This window comes from Streptomyces sp. NBC_00568 (genome assembly GCF_026341855.1).
GTDB lineage: Bacteria > Actinomycetota > Actinomycetes > Streptomycetales > Streptomycetaceae > Streptomyces.
Window position 1 is genome coordinate 206,426 of the sequence record NZ_JAPENW010000001.1, and the last position, 17,295, is coordinate 223,720.

At 69.5% G+C, this 17,295-nt stretch carries 17 protein-coding genes; 8 read left to right on the plus strand and 9 right to left on the minus strand.

The window, feature by feature from the left end; translation table 11 throughout:
• The first annotated feature begins 287 nt into the window (after positions 1–287).
• The 4 genes from OOK38_RS00915 to OOK38_RS00930 all read left to right on the plus strand — a co-directional run bounded on the left by OOK38_RS00915 (position 288) and on the right by OOK38_RS00930 (position 3,873).
• Complete coding sequence (locus OOK38_RS00915; protein ID WP_266764000.1) at positions 288–1,127, plus strand: RNA polymerase sigma factor SigF; 840 nt, start codon at positions 288–290, stop codon at positions 1,125–1,127.
• Positions 1,128–1,604: 477 nt separating this feature from the next.
• The gene (locus tag OOK38_RS00920) at positions 1,605–2,669 is read left to right on the plus strand and encodes an aromatic ring-hydroxylating dioxygenase subunit alpha (protein WP_266763999.1); all 1,065 of its coding nucleotides are present in this window, start codon (positions 1,605–1,607) and stop codon (positions 2,667–2,669) included.
• Positions 2,666–2,941 (plus strand): hypothetical protein, encoded by a 276-nt coding sequence (locus OOK38_RS00925; RefSeq protein ID WP_266766043.1) that lies wholly within the window; start codon positions 2,666–2,668, stop codon positions 2,939–2,941. The genes OOK38_RS00920 and OOK38_RS00925 overlap by 4 nt, the downstream gene beginning before the upstream one ends.
• On the plus strand, positions 2,938–3,873 hold the full coding sequence (locus OOK38_RS00930; protein WP_266763998.1) for a PDR/VanB family oxidoreductase: 936 nt from the start codon (positions 2,938–2,940) through the stop codon (positions 3,871–3,873). The genes OOK38_RS00925 and OOK38_RS00930 overlap by 4 nt, the downstream gene beginning before the upstream one ends.
• Here OOK38_RS00930 and OOK38_RS00935 read toward each other — a convergent pair.
• Complete coding sequence (locus OOK38_RS00935; RefSeq protein ID WP_266763997.1) at positions 3,824–4,639, minus strand: IclR family transcriptional regulator C-terminal domain-containing protein; 816 nt, start codon at positions 4,637–4,639, stop codon at positions 3,824–3,826. The two genes, OOK38_RS00930 and OOK38_RS00935, sit on opposite strands and share 50 nt — an antisense overlap.
• A gap of 185 nt (positions 4,640–4,824) precedes the next feature.
• Between OOK38_RS00935 and OOK38_RS00940 the strand changes: the two genes are divergently transcribed.
• The 4 genes from OOK38_RS00940 to OOK38_RS00955 are packed head-to-tail and all read left to right on the plus strand — an operon-like array spanning position 4,825 to position 8,250.
• Positions 4,825–5,796 carry an ABC transporter substrate-binding protein gene (locus tag OOK38_RS00940; RefSeq protein WP_266763996.1) on the plus strand — a complete coding sequence of 324 codons (972 nt, stop codon included), beginning with the start codon at positions 4,825–4,827 and terminating at the stop codon, positions 5,794–5,796.
• Positions 5,797–5,837: 41 nt separating this feature from the next.
• A complete protein-coding gene (locus tag OOK38_RS00945; protein WP_266763995.1) occupies positions 5,838–6,602 on the plus strand; it encodes an ABC transporter permease in 765 nt (254 codons plus the stop codon).
• 32 nt (positions 6,603–6,634) lie between these two features.
• Positions 6,635–7,417, plus strand: a complete 783-nt coding sequence (locus OOK38_RS00950) for an ABC transporter permease (protein WP_266765943.1) — start codon at positions 6,635–6,637, stop codon at positions 7,415–7,417.
• A gap of 20 nt (positions 7,418–7,437) precedes the next feature.
• Complete coding sequence (locus OOK38_RS00955) at positions 7,438–8,250, plus strand: ABC transporter ATP-binding protein (protein ID WP_266763994.1); 813 nt, start codon at positions 7,438–7,440, stop codon at positions 8,248–8,250.
• A gap of 140 nt (positions 8,251–8,390) precedes the next feature.
• On the opposite strand, the gene OOK38_RS00960 is transcribed toward OOK38_RS00955, so the two are convergent.
• The 8 genes from OOK38_RS00960 to OOK38_RS00995 form a co-directional block, all read right to left on the minus strand.
• Positions 8,391–9,992: a glycoside hydrolase family 13 protein gene (locus OOK38_RS00960; protein ID WP_266763993.1), complete on the minus strand. Its 1,602-nt coding sequence runs from the start codon at positions 9,990–9,992 to the stop codon at positions 8,391–8,393.
• 39 nt (positions 9,993–10,031) lie between these two features.
• Positions 10,032–10,907 (minus strand): carbohydrate ABC transporter permease, encoded by an 876-nt coding sequence (locus OOK38_RS00965; RefSeq protein ID WP_266763992.1) that lies wholly within the window; start codon positions 10,905–10,907, stop codon positions 10,032–10,034.
• Positions 10,904–11,875, minus strand: coding sequence for a carbohydrate ABC transporter permease (locus OOK38_RS00970; protein WP_266763991.1), 972 nt, complete (start codon positions 11,873–11,875; stop codon positions 10,904–10,906). The genes OOK38_RS00965 and OOK38_RS00970 overlap by 4 nt, the downstream gene beginning before the upstream one ends.
• Positions 11,876–11,883: 8 nt before the next feature.
• Positions 11,884–13,233 (minus strand): ABC transporter substrate-binding protein, encoded by a 1,350-nt coding sequence (locus OOK38_RS00975; RefSeq protein WP_266763990.1) that lies wholly within the window; start codon positions 13,231–13,233, stop codon positions 11,884–11,886.
• 164 nt (positions 13,234–13,397) lie between these two features.
• A complete protein-coding gene (locus OOK38_RS00980; protein WP_266763989.1) occupies positions 13,398–14,396 on the minus strand; it encodes a LacI family DNA-binding transcriptional regulator in 999 nt (332 codons plus the stop codon).
• A gap of 77 nt (positions 14,397–14,473) precedes the next feature.
• The gene (locus tag OOK38_RS00985) at positions 14,474–15,163 is read right to left on the minus strand and encodes a GntR family transcriptional regulator (RefSeq protein WP_266763988.1); all 690 of its coding nucleotides are present in this window, start codon (positions 15,161–15,163) and stop codon (positions 14,474–14,476) included.
• 104 nt (positions 15,164–15,267) lie between these two features.
• The gene (locus OOK38_RS00990) at positions 15,268–16,269 is read right to left on the minus strand and encodes a proline racemase family protein (protein WP_266763987.1); all 1,002 of its coding nucleotides are present in this window, start codon (positions 16,267–16,269) and stop codon (positions 15,268–15,270) included.
• Positions 16,270–16,314: 45 nt separating this feature from the next.
• Positions 16,315–17,214 (minus strand): dihydrodipicolinate synthase family protein, encoded by a 900-nt coding sequence (locus OOK38_RS00995; RefSeq protein WP_266763986.1) that lies wholly within the window; start codon positions 17,212–17,214, stop codon positions 16,315–16,317.
• Positions 17,215–17,295 lie beyond the last annotated feature (81 nt).

Sequence of the window (17,295 nt, forward strand, 5' to 3'; positions counted from 1 at the left end):
TGGGGAAGGCGACCGCAGTGGCAAAATCCTGACGTCGCGTTGCCCGTCGTGCCAGCACCAGGGGCTTCGCCGGGACGGCATCTCGGCGGGGGCGGCCGGCCCTACGTCGAAACCCCGCCTGCCGAATGGGTTAACCTCGCTTCCGCTTTGACTCCTGAGGCCGGATGGCCGAGCAGCAGATCCACTGCGGAATTGCCTGGCATGCATGCCTCAACTGCGGGTACGCCGTCTCTGGCCGCTCAGGAGCAGGCGGCATATGAGGCTGGATCACGCAGGAGGGGACGAGCATGACAGTGACCGAGACGGCAGGGGCGCGGACCGTTGTGCTGCCGGAGATCAGTGACCCGTCGCAGGTCGCTCCGAAGGACGCCCGCGAGCTGTCGAGGCTGTTCTTCGACCAGCTCGCCGTTCTGGAAGAGGGCACGCCCGAGTACCAGTACGCGCGCAACACCCTCATCGAAATGAACATCACCCTCGTCCAGTTCGCGGCCGCGCGCTTCCGCAGCCGCGGACAGGACGAGATGGAGGACATCGTCCAGGTCGGCACGATCGGACTGATCAAGGCCATCGACCGTTTCGAGCTGACCCGCGAGGTCGAGTTCACCTCCTTCGCCGTCCCCTACATCGTCGGTGAGATCAAGCGCTTCTTCCGTGACACCACGTGGGCCGTCCACGTCCCGCGCCGGCTGCAGGAAGCACGCGTGGCGCTCGCCAAGGCCACCGAGGAGCTCCGCAGCCGGCTCGGCCGCATGCCCACCACACGGGAACTGTCCGAACTGATGTCCCTGTCCGAGGAAGAGGTCATCGAGGCCCGCAAGGCCGCCAACGGTTACACCTCGGCCTCCCTCGACGCCGCCATCACCTCCAGCGAAGACGGCGAAGCCGCCCTCGCCGACTTCATCGGCATCGACGACACCGCCCTCGAACTCGTCGAGGACTTCAACGCGCTCGCCCCTCTGATCTCCCAGCTCGACAACCGTGAACGCCGCATCATCCACATGCGGTTCGTCGACGAACTCACCCAGGCCCAGATCGGTGAACACCTCGGCGTCTCCCAGATGCACGTCTCCCGCCTCCTCAACCGCACCCTCGCCAAGCTCCGCGAAGGCATGCTCACCACCAACTGAGCACAGCAGCCCACAACACACCGGCGTTGCTCTCCTCCCCCCATGCGGCGGAAGGGGGACAACGCCGGTACACGCCACGACGCGTCGGCACGGACTCTCCCCCTGCTCGCGGTGCGGCACTTCGCCGCTGGTAGCAGCCAGACTCAGAACCTTCCTGGCCACACCGCCCGAAACCAACCGGGCCACTCCTGGGCTGAGTCACCATGCGGCAACAGCCCTGTTTGCGCTAGCCGGAGCAGGCGCCCCATGCGCGTCACCGGAGACGAACGGCCTGTCGATGACCGTCTCGCTGCGTCGTTCAGTCAGCAATCTGCTCGCGATTCCTGCCCCCCAATCCCTCGCGCTACCCGGCCGACCTGCGACAACACGCTGACGTGGCATTTCATCGGACATCTTCCGTGAGACGGAAGTCGTATTGCGGCCCAGTGATGCCTGCCCGAACGATGCCACCACCATCAGAGACGGGAGCCGGCCTTCATGCCTCACATGACGTCCTTCGCCAGGAACCAGTGGTACGTCGTCGCCTATACCTACGAAGTCGGGCGCGAATTGCTCGGACGGACGGTTCTCGGTGAACCGCTCGTCCTCTTCCGGACCGAGGAGGACGGGACGGCCGTGGCCCTGTCCGACCGCTGTGTGCACCGGCGCTTCCCGCTCTCGGAGAGCCGGCTCGACGGTGACCGGATCGTGTGCGGCTATCACGGGTTCACGTACGACACGACGGGCACCTGCGTGTACGTGCCGGGGCAGAAACGGATCCCGCGCACCGCCCGTGTCGCCTCGTATCCGGTCGTCGAGCAGGACCTGTTCGTCTGGGTCTGGATCGGCGACCCGGCCCTCGCCGACCCGGCGGCCGTCCCGCGCGCCCCGCACATGGACTCGCCGGACTGGACGACGGTCAGCGGCATGGAGCCCATCGACGCGGACTACGGACTCCTCGTCGACAACCTCCTGGACCTCTCGCACGAGACGTATCTGCACGGCGGCTACATCGGCACGCCCGAGGTCGCCGAGACACCGATCGCCACCGAGGTCGACGAGGGCGCGGGCATCGTGCGCGTCTCGCGGCACATGGACGACGCAGAGTGCCCGCCGTTCTACGCCCGTTCGACCGGTATCGAGGGCCGCATCACGCGCTGGCAGGACATCGAGTACCACGCGCCCTGCCTCTATCTGCTGCACAGCAGGATCGCGCCGGCCGGTGTGCTGCCGGAGGCGGACGGCGGCGACCCGGACGCGTTCCACACCGAGATCACGTACGCGATCACGCCGTCCGGCGACGGCAAGGTCTACGACTTCTGGGCGGTCTCCCGCGACTTCGCCCGCTCGGACGACGAAGTCACCACCTTCCTGCGGGACTTCAACCACACGGTCGTGATGCAGGACGTCGACGCGCTCAACCTCCTCCAGAAGACCCTCGGCACCGAACGCGACGGCTACCAGGAGCTGAGCATCAACATCGACACCGGCGGCCTCGCCGCCCGCCGCATCCTCGCCCGGCTGGTCGAGCAGGGCGAGAAGCCCGTGGAGAGGGTCCTGTGACCGGCCCGACCGGCGAGATCTACCGCGTGGACTGGGTACCGGGCACCGACGTGCTGCACGGAACGTGTCACTGCGGCGCCGAGCACACCGCCGGGGACCCGATCGCGATGTGGGAGTGGATGCTCGCCCACCCCGAGGGTCACGAAGCACCGGGGAACGGCCTCGGACCACGGGCGGGCGACCGGGGACCGCGGGGCGGCGAACCCGGACCGCGGGGAGACCGGGGCGGACCGCGCGAAGGCGGCCCCGAACCGCGGGGGAAGGCCTCATGACCGCGTACGAAGCCGAACTCGTCGTCGGGCGGCGGGAGTCCGTCGCCGACGGCGTGGTCGCCCTGACCCTGCGCCATCCGCTCGGCGCGGAACTCCCGTCCTGGGAGCCGGGCGCCCACATCGACGTCGTCCTCGGTCCGGACCTGGAGCGGCAGTTCTCCCTGTGCGGTGATCCGGCGGACCGCCGGGCCTGGCGGATCGCGGTGCTGCGCGAGCCGGACGGACGGGGCGGATCGGCTTATGTCCACGAGCAGTTGGGCGACGGTGACCTGGTCCGCGTTCGTGGTCCGCGCAATCACTTCGCGCTGGCACCCGCCCCGCGCTACCGGTTCGTCGCGGGCGGCATCGGCATCACCCCGATCCTGCCGATGCTCGCGGCGGCCGAGGCGGCGGGCGCCGAGTGGTCGCTGCTGTACGGCGGGCGCACCCGTGGCTCCATGGCGTTCACCGGGGAGTTGGGACGGTTCGGGGACCGGGTCACCCTCGCTCCGCAGGACGAGACCGGGCTGCTGGACCTCGCCCCCGTGCTCGACGAGGTCCCCGAGGGCACCCTCGTCTACTGCTGCGGCCCCGGGCCGCTGCTCGACGCGGTGGAGGAGCGGTGCCCGGCCGGACTGCTGCACGTGGAGCGCTTCCGGCCGAAGCCCCAGGAAGCGGGCGGGGAGAGGGAGTTCGAGGTGGTTCTCGACCGGTCGGGGCGCACTCTGACCGTCGCCCCCGGCGTCTCCGTCCTCGACACCGTGCGCGCCGCCGGCGTCGAGGTGCTCTTCTCCTGTACCGAGGGCACCTGCGGGACCTGCGAGACGGACGTGCTCGAAGGGACGCCGGACCACCGGGACTCGGTGCTCACGGACGAGGAGCGGGAGGCGGGCGGGACGATGCTCATCTGTGTGTCCCGCTGCCGCGGGAAGAGCCTCGTGCTGGACCTGTGACCGCGAGGTCCCCCTCGATCCGCGCGACCGTCGCCAGCAGGTGGGGAAGCAGGTCGCGGCGGACGGATCCGAGGCTGTTGCCGCTGGCGTGCACGGGGATGTTCGCGGCCGCCACCACGGTGCCGTCCCGGTCCCGCACCGGGGCGGCGACCGAGCGCAGGCCCTCCTCCAACTCCTGGTCGACGATGGCGTATCCCTGCCGCCGCACCCGGCCGAGTTCCGCCTTCAGGAGGGCCCGCGAGACGATCGTGCGCTCCGTCAGGGACCGCAGATCCGCTCGCTCCAGCAGGGCGTCGATCTCCGCGTCGGCGAGGTGCGCGAGGATCACCCTGCCCACGGAGGTGACGTGGGCGGGGAAGCGGGTGCCGACATTGATCGTCACCGTCATGATGCGCCGGGTCGGAACCCGCGCCACGTACACGACGTCGTCGCCGTCGAGGACGCAGAGCGAGCTCGACTCCCCCACCTGTTCGGCGAGTTGCTTCAGATGGGGCAGGGCGATCTCCGGGAGGGTGAAACCGGAGAGATAGGCGTAGCCGAGTTCCAGCACGCGCGGGGTGAGCCGGAAGACCCGGCCGTCCGTGCGGACGTACCCGAGATCGACCAGGGTCAGCAGGAAACGGCGTGCCGCGGCGCGGGTCAGGTCGCAGCCGCGGGCGACCTCACTGAGTGTCAGTTCCGGTCGGTCGGGCCCGAATACACGGATGACGGCGAGTCCGCGTTCGAAGGATCGGACGAAGTGGGGCGCTCGGGCTGCTGCAGGCATCGTCGCCTCCAGAGGGACACACGGAGCGCTCCCGCGGAGGCCGAGAGCGCATTTCGGTAACTGTCAACAATATTGTTAGCCAAGGCCATTGACCCGGCACGGACGGGGTTCTACCTTCGCGCTGAGCACCATTGTGCGGTGTGCGCACAACCTGTCGGAACACTTTCGTCTGCACAGGAGGAGCCATGCGTCGTCTGCTCGCCGGTATCGCGGTCGGAGCCTTCCTGGTCGCCGCGTCGGCCTGCGGTTCGTCCGACGGCGGTGGCGCCTCGGACAAGAACTCTTCGTCCGGCGGTACCACCACCGTCAAGGTGGGGATCATCCCCATCGTCGATGTCGCCCCGGTCTATCTGGGCCAGAAGAAGGGCTTCTACAGCAAGCGCGGACTGAAACTGTCGATGACGCCCGCGCAGGGCGGCGCCGCGATCGTGCCGGGTGTCGTCTCGAGCCAGTTCCAGTTCGGGTTCTCCAACATGACCTCGCTGATGATCGCCCAGTCCAACGGCGTTCCCGTGAAGGCCATCGCCAACGGCGTCGCGTCGACGGGCGTCGACGGCAAGGACTTCGGCGCCATCACGGTCAAGAAGGGCAGCGCCATCACGTCGGCGAAGGACCTGGAGGGGAAGAAGGTCGCCGTCAACACGCTCAAGAACATCAATGAGACGGCCGTGCGCGAGTCGGTGCGCAAGGCCGGCGGCGATCCGTCCGAGGTGAAGTTCGTCGAGCTCGCCTTCGACCAGATGCCCGCGGCCCTCGACAGTGGCCAGATCGACGCCGCGATGGTGGTCGAGCCCGCGCTCGCGACGGTCAAGAGCCAGGGAGCGACCGAGATCGCCTCGTCCCTGGTCGACGTGGCGAAGGACCTCACCGTCGCCATGTACTTCACCTCGAACCAGTACGCGACACAGCACCCCGACGTGGTGAAGAAGTTCCAGGAGGCCACCGCGGAGTCGCTCGCCTACGCCGACGCCCACCCGGACGAGGTCCGGCAGATCGTCACCACGTACACGAAGATCCCGGCGGCCCTGCTGGCGGACGTGACCCTGCCCAAGTGGCCGGCCGAGCCGAACCGGACCTCCATCGAGGCGCTGCAGAAGCTGGGCGAGCAGGACGGCCTCTTCAAGTCGGCGCCCGATCTGGACAAGCTGCTGCCGTGAAGCGGAAGCAAGCGCGTGGCAGTGGCTCCGCCGGGTGGGCAGTGAACGCCGCTCTGGGCGCCGCCGGGCTCGCGGCCTTCCTCGTCCTCGGCGAGGTGGTGCCGCGGCTCGGCGTGGTCAAGGAGGAGTACTTCCCTCCGACCAGCCGGATCGCCCGGGCCCTCGGCGACGAGATGTCCGACGGCGCCTTCTGGACCGATCTCGGTGACACCCTCACCGGCTGGGCACTGGGCCTGGCGATCGCGGTCGGTGCCGGCATCGTGGTGGGCGTGGTCGTCTCGGTGGTGCCGTATCTGCGCGAGGTGACCGCCTCGACGATCGAGTTCCTGCGTCCGATCCCCTCCGTGGCCCTGATCCCGCTCGCCGTCCTCCTCTACGGCACCGAGCTGCGGTCGGTGCTCCTCCTCGTCGTGTACGCGTCCTTCTGGCAGGTCCTCGTCCAGGTCATGTACGGCGTGCGGGACGTGGACCCGGTGGCGGAGGAGACGGCGCGCTCGTACGGGCTCGGCACCTGGGCCCGGGTCCGCCATGTGCAGTGGCCGACGGCCCTCCCGTACGTCATGACGGGTGTCCGGCTGGCCGCGGCGGTCGCGCTCATCCTCACCGTGACCGCCGAACTCGTCATCGGAGCACCGGGGTTGGGCGCGCGCATCGCGGTCGCCCAGACCTCGCAGGCCGTGCCCGAGATGTACGCGCTGATCGTGGTCACGGGTCTGCTCGGACTGCTGATCAACGTGGGTGCGCGGTCGGTGGAGCGGCACGCGCTGGCCTGGCACCAGTCGGTGCGCGGGGAGGTGGCGGTGTGACGGACATCCCGCCCGAACCGGTCAGGCCGAGCATGTGGAGAAGCCTCCCCCTGCGGGTGCTGTTCGTGGCCGCGCTCCCGGTGCTGCTGATCGCCGTCTGGTGGCTCGCCTCGGACGGCAGCACCAATGTCTACTGGCCGCCGCTGCGCACGATCCTCAACACGTTCCCCGACGTCTGGACGCGCGACCGGCTCCACGCCGACCTGGTGCCCAGCCTGCTGCGGCTGCTCGCCGGCTACGCGTCGGCGGCGGTCGTGGGTGTCGCCCTCGGCACGGTCATCGGCTCGTACCGGAAGGTGCGGGCGGTGTGCGAACCGGTCCTGGAGTTCCTGCGGGCGGTGCCGCCGCCGGTCCTCGTTCCGGTCATCATGCTGTTCGCGGGCATCGGGGACACGATGAAGATCGTCGTGATCGCGAGCGGCTGCGTCTGGCCGATCCTGCTGAACACGGTCGAGGGAGTGCGCGCCGTCGACTCCGTGATGTCCGAGACGGCCCGCTCGTACGGCATCACCGGACCGGCCCGGATACGCGCCGTCGTCCTGCCGTCGGCGAGTCCGCAGATCTTCGCGGGCCTGCGCCAGGCGCTGTCCATCGGGATCATCCTGATGGTCATCAGCGAGATGTTCGCGGCCAGCAACGGACTCGGCTTCACCATCGTGCAGTTCCAGCGCGGCTTCGCGATCCCCGACATGTGGACCGGAATCCTCGTCCTCGGCCTGCTCGGCTTCGTCCTCTCGGTCGTCTTCCAGCTGGTCGAGCGCCGGGTGCTCGGCTGGTACCACGGTCTTCGGGACTCCTCCCGGCGGTCCTCGTGACGTTCGCGAAAGGGCGGTCCATGCACGCGTCTTTGGTCGTATCCGGCCTGCGGAAGGTCTACGAGGGGTCAGGGCGCAGGGTGGAGGCGGTCCGGGACCTCACCTTCACGGTGGACGCGGGTGAACTCGTCTGTCTGGTCGGCCCGTCGGGCTGCGGCAAGACCACACTGCTGAAGTGCATGGGCGGTCTGCTGACCCCGACTTCGGGCGAGGTGCTGCTCGCGGGCCGGCGGGTGAGCGGCCCGCCGCCCGGCATGGCGTTCGTGTTCCAGGAGTACGGGCGCAGCCTGTTCCCCTGGATGCGGGTCGGCGAGAACGTCGAACTGCCTCTGAGGCAGAAGAAGCTGAGCAGGACGCGGCGGCGGGAGCTGGTCGCCGACGCGCTGGAGTCCGTCGGCCTGGCCGATGCCGCGGGGGCCTATCCGTGGCAGCTGTCCGGCGGGATGCAGCAGCGGGTCGCCATCGCGCGGGCCCTCGCGTACGAGCCCGAGGTCCTGCTCATGGACGAGCCGTTCGCGGCCGTCGACGCGCAGACCCGCGCCGATCTGGAGGACCTGGTGCGCCGGCTGTGGCGGCAGCGCGGCATCACGATCCTGTTCGTGACCCATGACATCGACGAGGCCGTCTATCTGGGCGAGCGGGTGCTGATCCTCTCGGCCTCCCCCACCGTCGTGCAGGAGCAGCTGAAGGTCGATCTCCCGGAGGAGAGGGACCAGTTGCACACCCGGGTCGCCCCGCGCTTCGCAGAGTTACGGACCCATGTGTACGAGCAGATCCAGGCGGCGAAGCGCGGGGAGCCGGTCACGAAGACGGACACGCCTCCACCTCGCTGAGCCGGCCGGCCAGCCAGCAAGGTGTTCGCGGTGGCGTTCAGCCGCAGGTAGCGCAGGCCCGTACCGGCCGCAGGGCGACGGTGACCGTGTGCTGATCCCTTCGAGGTGGGGGTGGGCACACGGTGTCCGGTCCGTTCGTCTCAGGCGCGCAGCCATACCGCCGTGTCCGGCGGGAGGAACCCGTCGGCGTCCAACGGGCCGCTGCCGAGCAGGAGTTCGGAGTGCTCCGGCAGCTCGACCGGGCCGTCGGCCAGATTGACGACGCACCGCAGACCGTCCGTACGGGCGAAAGCGAGGACGCCCTCCGGTGCGGGGAGCCAGCTGAGGGGGCCGTCGCCGAAACCCGGTTCGGTGCGGCGGATGCGGAGCGCGGCACGGTAGAGGCTCAGCATCGAGGCGGGGTCCTCGGACTGGCGGTCGGCGGCGTGGGCGGGCCAGCCGGCCGGTTGCGGCAGCCAGGGGTCGCCGCCGAATCCGGCGTACGGCGCCTCGGCGGCCCAGGGCAGCGGGACCCGGCAGCCGTCGCGGCCCGGGTCCGAGCCGCCGGAGCGGAAGTGCATCGGGTCCTGGATGCTCTCGAGCGGCAACTCGACCTCGGGCAGCGCGAGTTCCTCCCCCTGGTAGACGTACACGGAGCCGGGCAGGGCGAGCGAGAGCAGTGCGGCGGCGCGGGCCCGGCGGGTGCCGAGAGCCAGGTCGGTGGGCGTGCCGAAGGCCTTGGCGGTGAAGTCGAAGCCGGTGTCGGTGCGGCCGTAGCGGGTGACCGTGCGGGTCACGTCGTGGTTGCACAGCACCCAGGTGGCGGGCGCGCCCACGGGGGCGTGCTCGGCGAGGGTCTCGTCGATCGAGGTGCGCAGCCGCGCGGCGTCCCAAGGGCAGGACAGGAAGGAGAAGTTGAACGCGGTGTGCAGTTCGTCGGGGCGCAGATAGCGGGCGAAGCGCTCGGTGTCGGGGAGCCAGACCTCGCCGACGAAGACCCCGTCGTAGGCGTCGGCGACCGCCCGCCAGGAGCGGTAGATGTCGTGGAGTTCGTCGCGGTCGACGTAGGGGTTCGGGTCGCGGCCCTCGACGAAGTCGGGCAGGTCGGGGTCCTTGGCGAGCAGCGCGGCCGAGTCGATGCGCACGCCCGCCACCCCCCGCTCGAACCAGAAGCGCAGGATCTCCTCGTGCTCCTGGCGGACGGCCGGGTGGGCCCAGTTGAGGTCGGGCTGCTCGGGGGTGAAGAGGTGGAGGTACCAGTCGCCGTCGGGCAGCCGGGTCCACACCGGTTCGGCGGAGCCCGCGAACTGGGACGGCCAGTCGTTGGGCGGGAGTTCGCCGTGTTCGCCGCGGCCGGGGCGGAAGTGGAAGAGCTCGCGCTCCGGTCCGCCCGCCAGGGCCGCCCGGAACCAGGGGTGCTGGTCGGAGACGTGGTTCGGCACGATGTCGACCAGGGTGCGGATGCCCAGTTCCCGGGCCTCGGCGATCAGTTTCTCCGCCTCGGCGAGCGTCCCGAAGGCCGGGTCGATGGCGCGGTAGTCGGCGACGTCGTAGCCGCCGTCGGCCAGGGGTGAGAGATACCAGGGGTTGAACCACAGTGCGTCCACGCCGAGTTCGGCGAGGTACGGGAGTCTGGCGCGGACGCCCGCGAGGTCGCCGGTGCCGTCGCCGTCGCCGTCCGCGAAGCTGCGGACGTACACCTGGTAGATGACGGCGGAACGCCACCACGCGGACTGATTTCGGGCAGGGCGGGGCTGTCCCACGGTGCGTTGCCTTTCGTTCGAGGAGGTCACGTACAGGCGTCAGCCCTTGGTGCTGCCCGCGCTGATTCCGGCGATGATGTGCCGCTGGAACACCAGGAACATCACGACCATGGGGATGCTGGCGATCACCATCGCGGCGATGAGCACGGTCAGCTGGATGTTCTGCGACAACTGGACGAGGGCCACGCTGATGGGCTGCTTGTCGGTGTCGGAGAAGACCATCAGCGGCCAGAGGAAGTCCTGCCAGACGGCGACCAGGGCGAAGATCGACACGACTCCGAGGACGGGCCGGGACATCGGCAGCACGATCGACCACAGGGTGCGCAGTTTCCCGGCGCCGTCGATCTCGGCTGCCTCCAGGACGTCGCGCGGGATCTGGTCGAAGAAGCGTTTGAGGAGATAGAGGTTGAAGGCGTTGGCGACTGCCGGCAGCCAGATGCCCAGCGGGTCGTTGAGCAGGCTGGTGTGGATGAGAGGCAGGTCGGCGACCGTCAGGTACTTCGGGACGACCAGGGCCTGCGCCGGGACCATCAGGGTGGCGAGGATGCCGCCGAGGATCACCTTGCCGAAGGCCGGCTTCAGCTTGGACAGGGCGTACGCGGCGGCGGTGCAGAGGACGAGCTGGAGGAGCCAGGCCCCCGCCGCCTGGACGACCGTGTTCCACAGGTGCGTGGGCAGGTCCATCAGGTCCCACGCGTCGGTGTAGCCGGACAAGTGCCACTGGTCGGGTACGAGGGTCGGCGGTGTGCGCGTCACCTCGTCCGGCGACTTCATGGCGCCGGTCACCATCCAGTAGACGGGGAACAGGAAGGCCAGCGCGAACAGCAGGACGACACCGCAGAAGACGGTCCAGTAGACGGCCTTGCCGCGGGGGCGGGCCAGGGTGAGCGGGGAGACCAGGGTGCGGGTGCTCATGTGTCGTCCCCTTCCGAGCGGGTCAGCCGCAGGTACAGGGCGGAGAAGGTGCTGAGCAGCACGAGCAGCATGACGCTCAGCGCGCAGGCCCCTCCGAAGTCGTTGTAGAGGAAGGCGTACTTGTAGATCAGGTACAGCACCGTGACGGTCTTGTCCTCGGGTCCGCCGCCGGTGATCACGAACGGTTCCGTGAACACCTGCATGGTGGCGATGATCTGAAGGAGCATCAGCATGAGGATGATGAAGCGGGTCTGCGGGATCGTGACGTGCCGGATCCGCTGCAGGAGGCTCGCGCCGTCCAGCTCGGCCGCCTCGTACAGCTCGCCGGGGATGCTCTGGAGCGCGGCGAGGTAGATGAGGACGGTGCCGCCGAGGTTGGCCCAGGTGGCGACGATGACCAGCGAGACGAGGGCGGTGTCGGCCCCGTTGGACCAGTTCGAGGTCGGCAGGTGCAGAAAGCGCAGCGTCTCGTTGGCGAGGCCCGCTCCGGGGTCGTAGAACCACTTCCACAGCAGGGCGCTGACCACCGGCGGGATCATCACCGGCAGATAGACCACGACTCTGAAGAAGGCCTTCGCGTGCCTCAGTTCGTTGAGCACCAGCGCCATCACGAAGGGGACGGCGAAGCCGATGAGCAGGGCGAGGACCGTGAAGGTGAGGGTGTTGCGCCAGGCGGCGGTGAACTCCGGGTCGTGGAAGACCCGGGTGAAGTTGGCGGTGCCGACCCACTCACCGCCGCTGCCCGGCGTGTACTTCTGGAAGGCGATCACGACCGCACGGATCGCCGGGTACCAGGAGAACAGCGCGAAGCAGAGCAGGCCGCCGATCAGGAAGGCGTAGGCGCGGGACTGGTCGGCCAGGCGCCGGCGCCAGGGGGGCCCGGGCCGGCGTCCCGCCGAGCGCGGCGCCTCCGGCACGCCGACGGCGGCCGGAGGGAACGCTGCGGGGGGCTTCGATGCGGTCTTCATGAACGGTGTCAGCCTCGGGCCAGAATCGAGTCGATCTTGCCGGAGGCGTCCTTGAGGAGCTGGTCGATGTCGGCGTCCTTCTTGGTGAGGACCGCGGACACGGCGCCGTCGAGGACGGAGTAGATCTGCTGGGCCTGCGGGGGCTCGATCTTCATCTGCAGGCTCTGGTTGCCGTCGAGGAAGGCCTGGTAGTTCTCCACCGGCACGTTCGCGTTGGCCTTCTTGACCTCCTGGTCCTTGGCGTCCGCGGCGCCGGTGAACAGGCGCGGCTCGGGCAGGCCGACCGGGGCGTCGTTCTGCTTGGCGCGGGCGTAGTCACCGAGGAACCCGTCGCCGGGTGTCAGGAACATGTGCTCCAGCCACTTCAGGCCGGCCTTGATCTGCTCCGGAGTGGCCTTCTTGTTGAACATGTAGCCGTCGCCGCCGATGAGCGTGCCCTTGCCGCCGGGCATGGGCGCGAGGGCGAGGTCCTTGTAGTTCCCGCCCTTCTCCTTGACCAGGATCGGGATGTTGTCGGGCGCGGAGAGGTACATGCCGAGCTTGCCGGAACCCATCATCTGCTGGACGTCGTTGATGACCAGCAGCTGCTTGGTGCCCATGGAGTTGTCGCTCCAGCGCATGTCCTTGAGGTTCTGCAGGACCGCCTTGCCCTCGGGGCTGTCGATCGTGGACTTCTTGCCGTCCTCGCCGACGACGTTCCCGCCCTGCGAGTAGAGCTCGGCGGTGAAGTGCCAGCCGCCCTGGTTCTGGGCGCTGTAGTCCGCGTAGCCGACCGTCCCCTTGCCGAGCGCGGCTATCTTCTTGGCGTCCGCGCGCAGCTCCTCCCAGGTCGTCGGGGGCTTGTCGGGGTCGAGGCCGGCCTTCTCGAAGAGCGCCTTGTTGTAGATGAGGCCCATCGAGTAGCCGGTGCGGGGGATGCCGTAGATCTTGCCGTCGACGGTGTAGATGTCGCGCAGTTGCTGCTGGATGGTGCTGTAGCTCTTGAGGTCCTTGACGTAACTCGTGATGTCGGCGGCCTGGTTGACGTCGACGACGTGCTTGGCGTCGGTGAAGTACGTGTAGAACACGTCCTCCATCTGGCCGCCGGCCAGCTTGGCGTCGAAGGTCTTGGGGTCCTGACACGGGAACGCGTCGTGGGCGACGACGTCGATGTCCGGGTTGGCCTTCTCGAACGCCTTGATGTCGGCTTCGAAGAACGAGCGGTCGACCTTGGCGCTCTTCGGCGGCTCGCAGTTGACCGTGATGCGGGTCTTTCCGTCGGCCGTGTCGTCGTCGCTCGAACCGCAGGCGGTGGCGGCGAGCGCGAGGGAGGACGCCATGAGCATGACGGCGGTACGGCGGAACCCGGTGCTTCTCATTGGTGGACCCCTTTGGGCAGGAGCGAGGAAGGCCCACGGCGGGTGTGCCGCCGTGTTCTGGCGCCGCACACTCAAGCACCGCCGACATCTGTCCGCAAGATGTCGCGCAGAATCTGTAATTATTTGACAGCAGAAGGGGTCTCTGCGGCGGGTGTTTGCGGCCCTCAGACGCGGGGCGCTTGCGCGGTGGACCCGCGCACCACCAACTCCGGTTCGAACAGCAGCTCTTCGGCGGTCACACTGCTGCCGCCGATCTGCGCGTTCAGCAGCTCCACCGCTGCGCGCCCCATCGCCTCGATCGGCTGGCGGACCGTGGTCAGCGGGGGTTCGGTGCAGTTCATGAACGCCGAGTCGTCGTATCCGACGACGGAGATCTCGCCCGGGACGCTGAGTCCCTTGCGCCGGGCGGCCCGTACGGCGCCGAGCGCGAGCGGGTCGCTGGCGCAGATGATGCCGGTCACCCCGCGGTCGAGCAGCCGGGTGGCCGCGGCCTGACCGCCCTCCAGCGAGAACATCGCCCGGGCGACGTGCTCGTCGGGCAGGTCCGGCGCGAGGGCGCGCGCCGCCGCGAGTTTGCGGCCCGACGGCATGTGGTCGCCGGGGCCGAGGACGAGCCCGATCCGCTCGTGGCCGAGCGAGTCGAGATGGCGCCAGGCCTGCTCGACGGCGACGGCGTCGTCGCAGGAGACGCAGGGGAAGCCGAGGTGTTCGATGGCCGCGTTGACCAGCACCACCGGAATGTTGCGGTCCGCGAGCTGGCGGTAGTGGTCGTGCGGCGCGTCGGCCTGCGCGTACAGACCGCCGGCGAACACCACGCCGGAGACCTGCTGCTGGAGCAGCAGTTCCACGTAGTCGGCCTCGGAGACGCCGCCCTTGGTCTGGGTGCACAGCACCGGGGTGAGGCCGAGCTGCGCGAGCGCTCCGCCGATCACCTCGGCGAAGGCCGGGAAGATCGGGTTCTGCAGCTCGGGCAGGACGAGGCCGACGAGCCGGGCGCGTTCGCCGCGCAGCTGGGTCGGCCGCTCGTAGCCGAGGACGTCGAGGGCGGAGAGCACCGCCTGCCGGGTGGAGTCGGAGACTCCCGGCTTGCCGTTGAGCACCCGGCTGACCGTGGCCTCACTGACCCCGACCTTCTTGGCCACCTGAGCAAGTCGTCGCGTCATGTACGCAAGAATAGCGCAAGAAATGCAAGCTGCTTGCGTAGAAATTCGCCCACTTCACGCTCGCGTCGTCGGCCCCCTCAGGGTGCGGCCCACAGACCGCGGACATGGCCCAGGTGGCGCGTCATCACCGCGCGCACGGCGTGCTCGTCGCGGTCGAGCAGGGCGTCGAGGAGTTCCAGGTGCTCCTCGGCCGAGGCCTCCAGACGGCCCGCCTCGACCAGGGCGTTGAGCCCGTACAGGCGCGAGCGCTTGCGCAGGTCGCCGACGACCTCGATCAGATGGGAGTTTCCCGCGAGGGCGAGCAGGCCGAGGTGGAAGCGGATGTCCGCCTCCACGTACGCGATGAGGTCACCGGCCGCCGCCGCGGTCACGATCTCCCGGGCGGCCGGACGCAACGCCTCCAGCGAGACGGGGTCCGCCGTGGTGGCCAGCTGGACGATGGTGGGGATCTCGATGAGCGAGCGGATGTGGGTGTACTCGTCGAGCTGCTTCTCGGAGACCGCCGTGACCCGGAACCCCTTGTTGGGCACCGTGTCGACCAGGCCCTCCTTGACCAGGTCGAGCATGGCCTCGCGGACCGGCGTCGCGGAGACGCCGAAGCGCGCCGCCAGCGTGGGCGCCGAGTAGACCTCGCCGGCGCGCAGTTCGCCGGCGATCAGCGCGGCGCGCAGCGCGTCGGCCACGCGCTCGCGATAGCTGCTCTTCTTGCCGCCCAGCGTGGGCAGGTCGGGAGCGGCTGAGGGTGCGCTGCTGCGCTGGGCGGCCATCGGGGTCTCCTCGTACGGGCCGGTGCGTCGTCTCGGCGCACCGGCCATGTGCCATATCACGTGTTACTCGGACTACCAGTATCTACGTCCCGGAGCGGGGCCGCTCACAGGACGAATCCGGCCGGGAACGGGTCCGTGGGGTCGAGCAGGTACTGGGCCGTCCCCGTGATCCACGCGCGCCCCGTGAAGCTGGGCAGCACGGCGGGCGTTCCGGCGACCTCGGTGGTGCCGAGCAGCCGGCCGGTGAACCGTGTCCCGATGAAGGACTCGTTCACGAACTCGGTGTCCAGCGGGAGTTCACCACGGGCGTGCAGCTGGGCCATGCGCGCGCTGGTGCCCGTACCGCAGGGCGAACGGTCGAACCAGCCGGGGTGGATCGCCATCGCGTGCCGCGAGAAGCGGGCCGTCGCCCCGGGAGCGTACAGGTGGACATGGTGGCAGCCGCGGATGGACGGGTCCTCGGGGTGCACGGGCTCGCCCTCGGCGTTGACCGCGTCCATCAGCGCCAGTCCGGCCGCGAGGATCTCGTCCTTGCGGGAGCGGTCGAAGGGCAGGCCGAACTGTTCCAGCGGCAGGATCGCGTAGAAGTTCCCGCCGTAGGCCAGGTCGTAGGTCACCGTGCGCCCGTCGGCGAGCGTGGCCTTGAGGTCGAGGCCGACGGCGAACGACGGCACGTTCTTGAGCGTGACCTCCTTGGCCGCGCCGTCCTCGACGGCGACCTCGGCGACGACGAGGCCCGCCGGGGTGTCGAGCCGGATCGTGGTGACGGGCTCGACGACCTCGACCATGCCGGTCTCCACCAGCACGGTCGCCACCCCGATGGTGCCGTGCCCGCACATCGGCAGATAGCCCGACACCTCGATGTAGATCACGCCGTAGTCGCAGTCCGGGCGGGTGGACGGCTGGAGGATGGCGCCGCTCATCGCCGCGTGGCCGCGCGGCTCGTTCATCAGGAGCTGTTTGATGTCGTCGCGGTGCTGACGGAAGTAGAGCCGCCGCTCGTTCATGGTCGCGCCCGGGATCGTGCCGATCCCGCCGGTGATCACCCGGGTGGGCATGCCCTCGGTGTGCGAGTCGACGGCGTGCAGGACGAGTTTGCTGCGCATGGGACTCCTGAGTGGTGTCGGCGGGGGCCTGGAGGTCGGGACGGCTCAGGCGAGACCGGCGGCGACGGCCCGCTCCGTGGCCAGGCGCACGGCGGCCTCCTGCTCGGGCAGCAGCGGGACGCGCGGCGGCCGGACCGGACCGCCGTGGCGGCCGACGACGTCCATGGACAGCTTGATGGCCTGGACGAACTCGACCCGGGAGTCCCAGCGCAGCAGCGGGTGCAGCTGTCGGTAGAGCTTGCCCGCCGTGTCGAGGTCACCGGCGACCGCGGCGCGGTAGAGCTCGACGCTCGCCCGGGGCAGCGCGTTCGGGTAGCCGGCCATCCAGCCCTTGGCGCCGGCGACGGCGAGTTCGAGCAGCACGTCGTCCGCGCCGATCAACAGGTCGAGATCCGGGGCGAGTTCGGCGATGCGGTAGGCGCGGCGCACATCGCCTGAGAACTCCTTGACCCCCTGGATGGACCCGGCGGCGTGCAGCTCGGCGAGGAGTTCGGGCACCAGGTCGACCTTGGTGTCGATCGGGTTGTTGTACGCGACGACGGGGATGCCCGCCCGGGCGACCTCTTCGTAGTGGGCGAGCACGGATCGCTCGTCCGCGCGGTAGGCGTTGGGCGGCAGCAGCATCACGGCGCCGCAGCCCGCGTCCCTCGCCTGCTCCGCCCAGCGGCGGGCCTCGGCGGAGCCGTACGCGGCGACGCCGGGCATCACCCGCGATCCGCCGATCGCGGCGACGGCGGTCTCGACGACCTTGGCGCGCTCTTCGGGCGTGAGCACCTGGTACTCACCGAGCGAGCCGTTCGGCACGACGCCGTCGCACCCGTTCTCGACGAGCCAGGCGCAGTGCTCGGCGTACCGGTCGTGGTTCACGGAGAGGTCGTCGTTCAGCGGGAGCGCGGTGGCGACGAGGACTCCGCGCCAGGGGCGGCTGTCGGGGGTGACGGTCATGAGCTGCTCATCCCTCTCGATAGGGTGTGACATTTTACTGTGGCGGAGGCAAAGCGCGGTCGAGTGGAGCGGGGTCGTCGC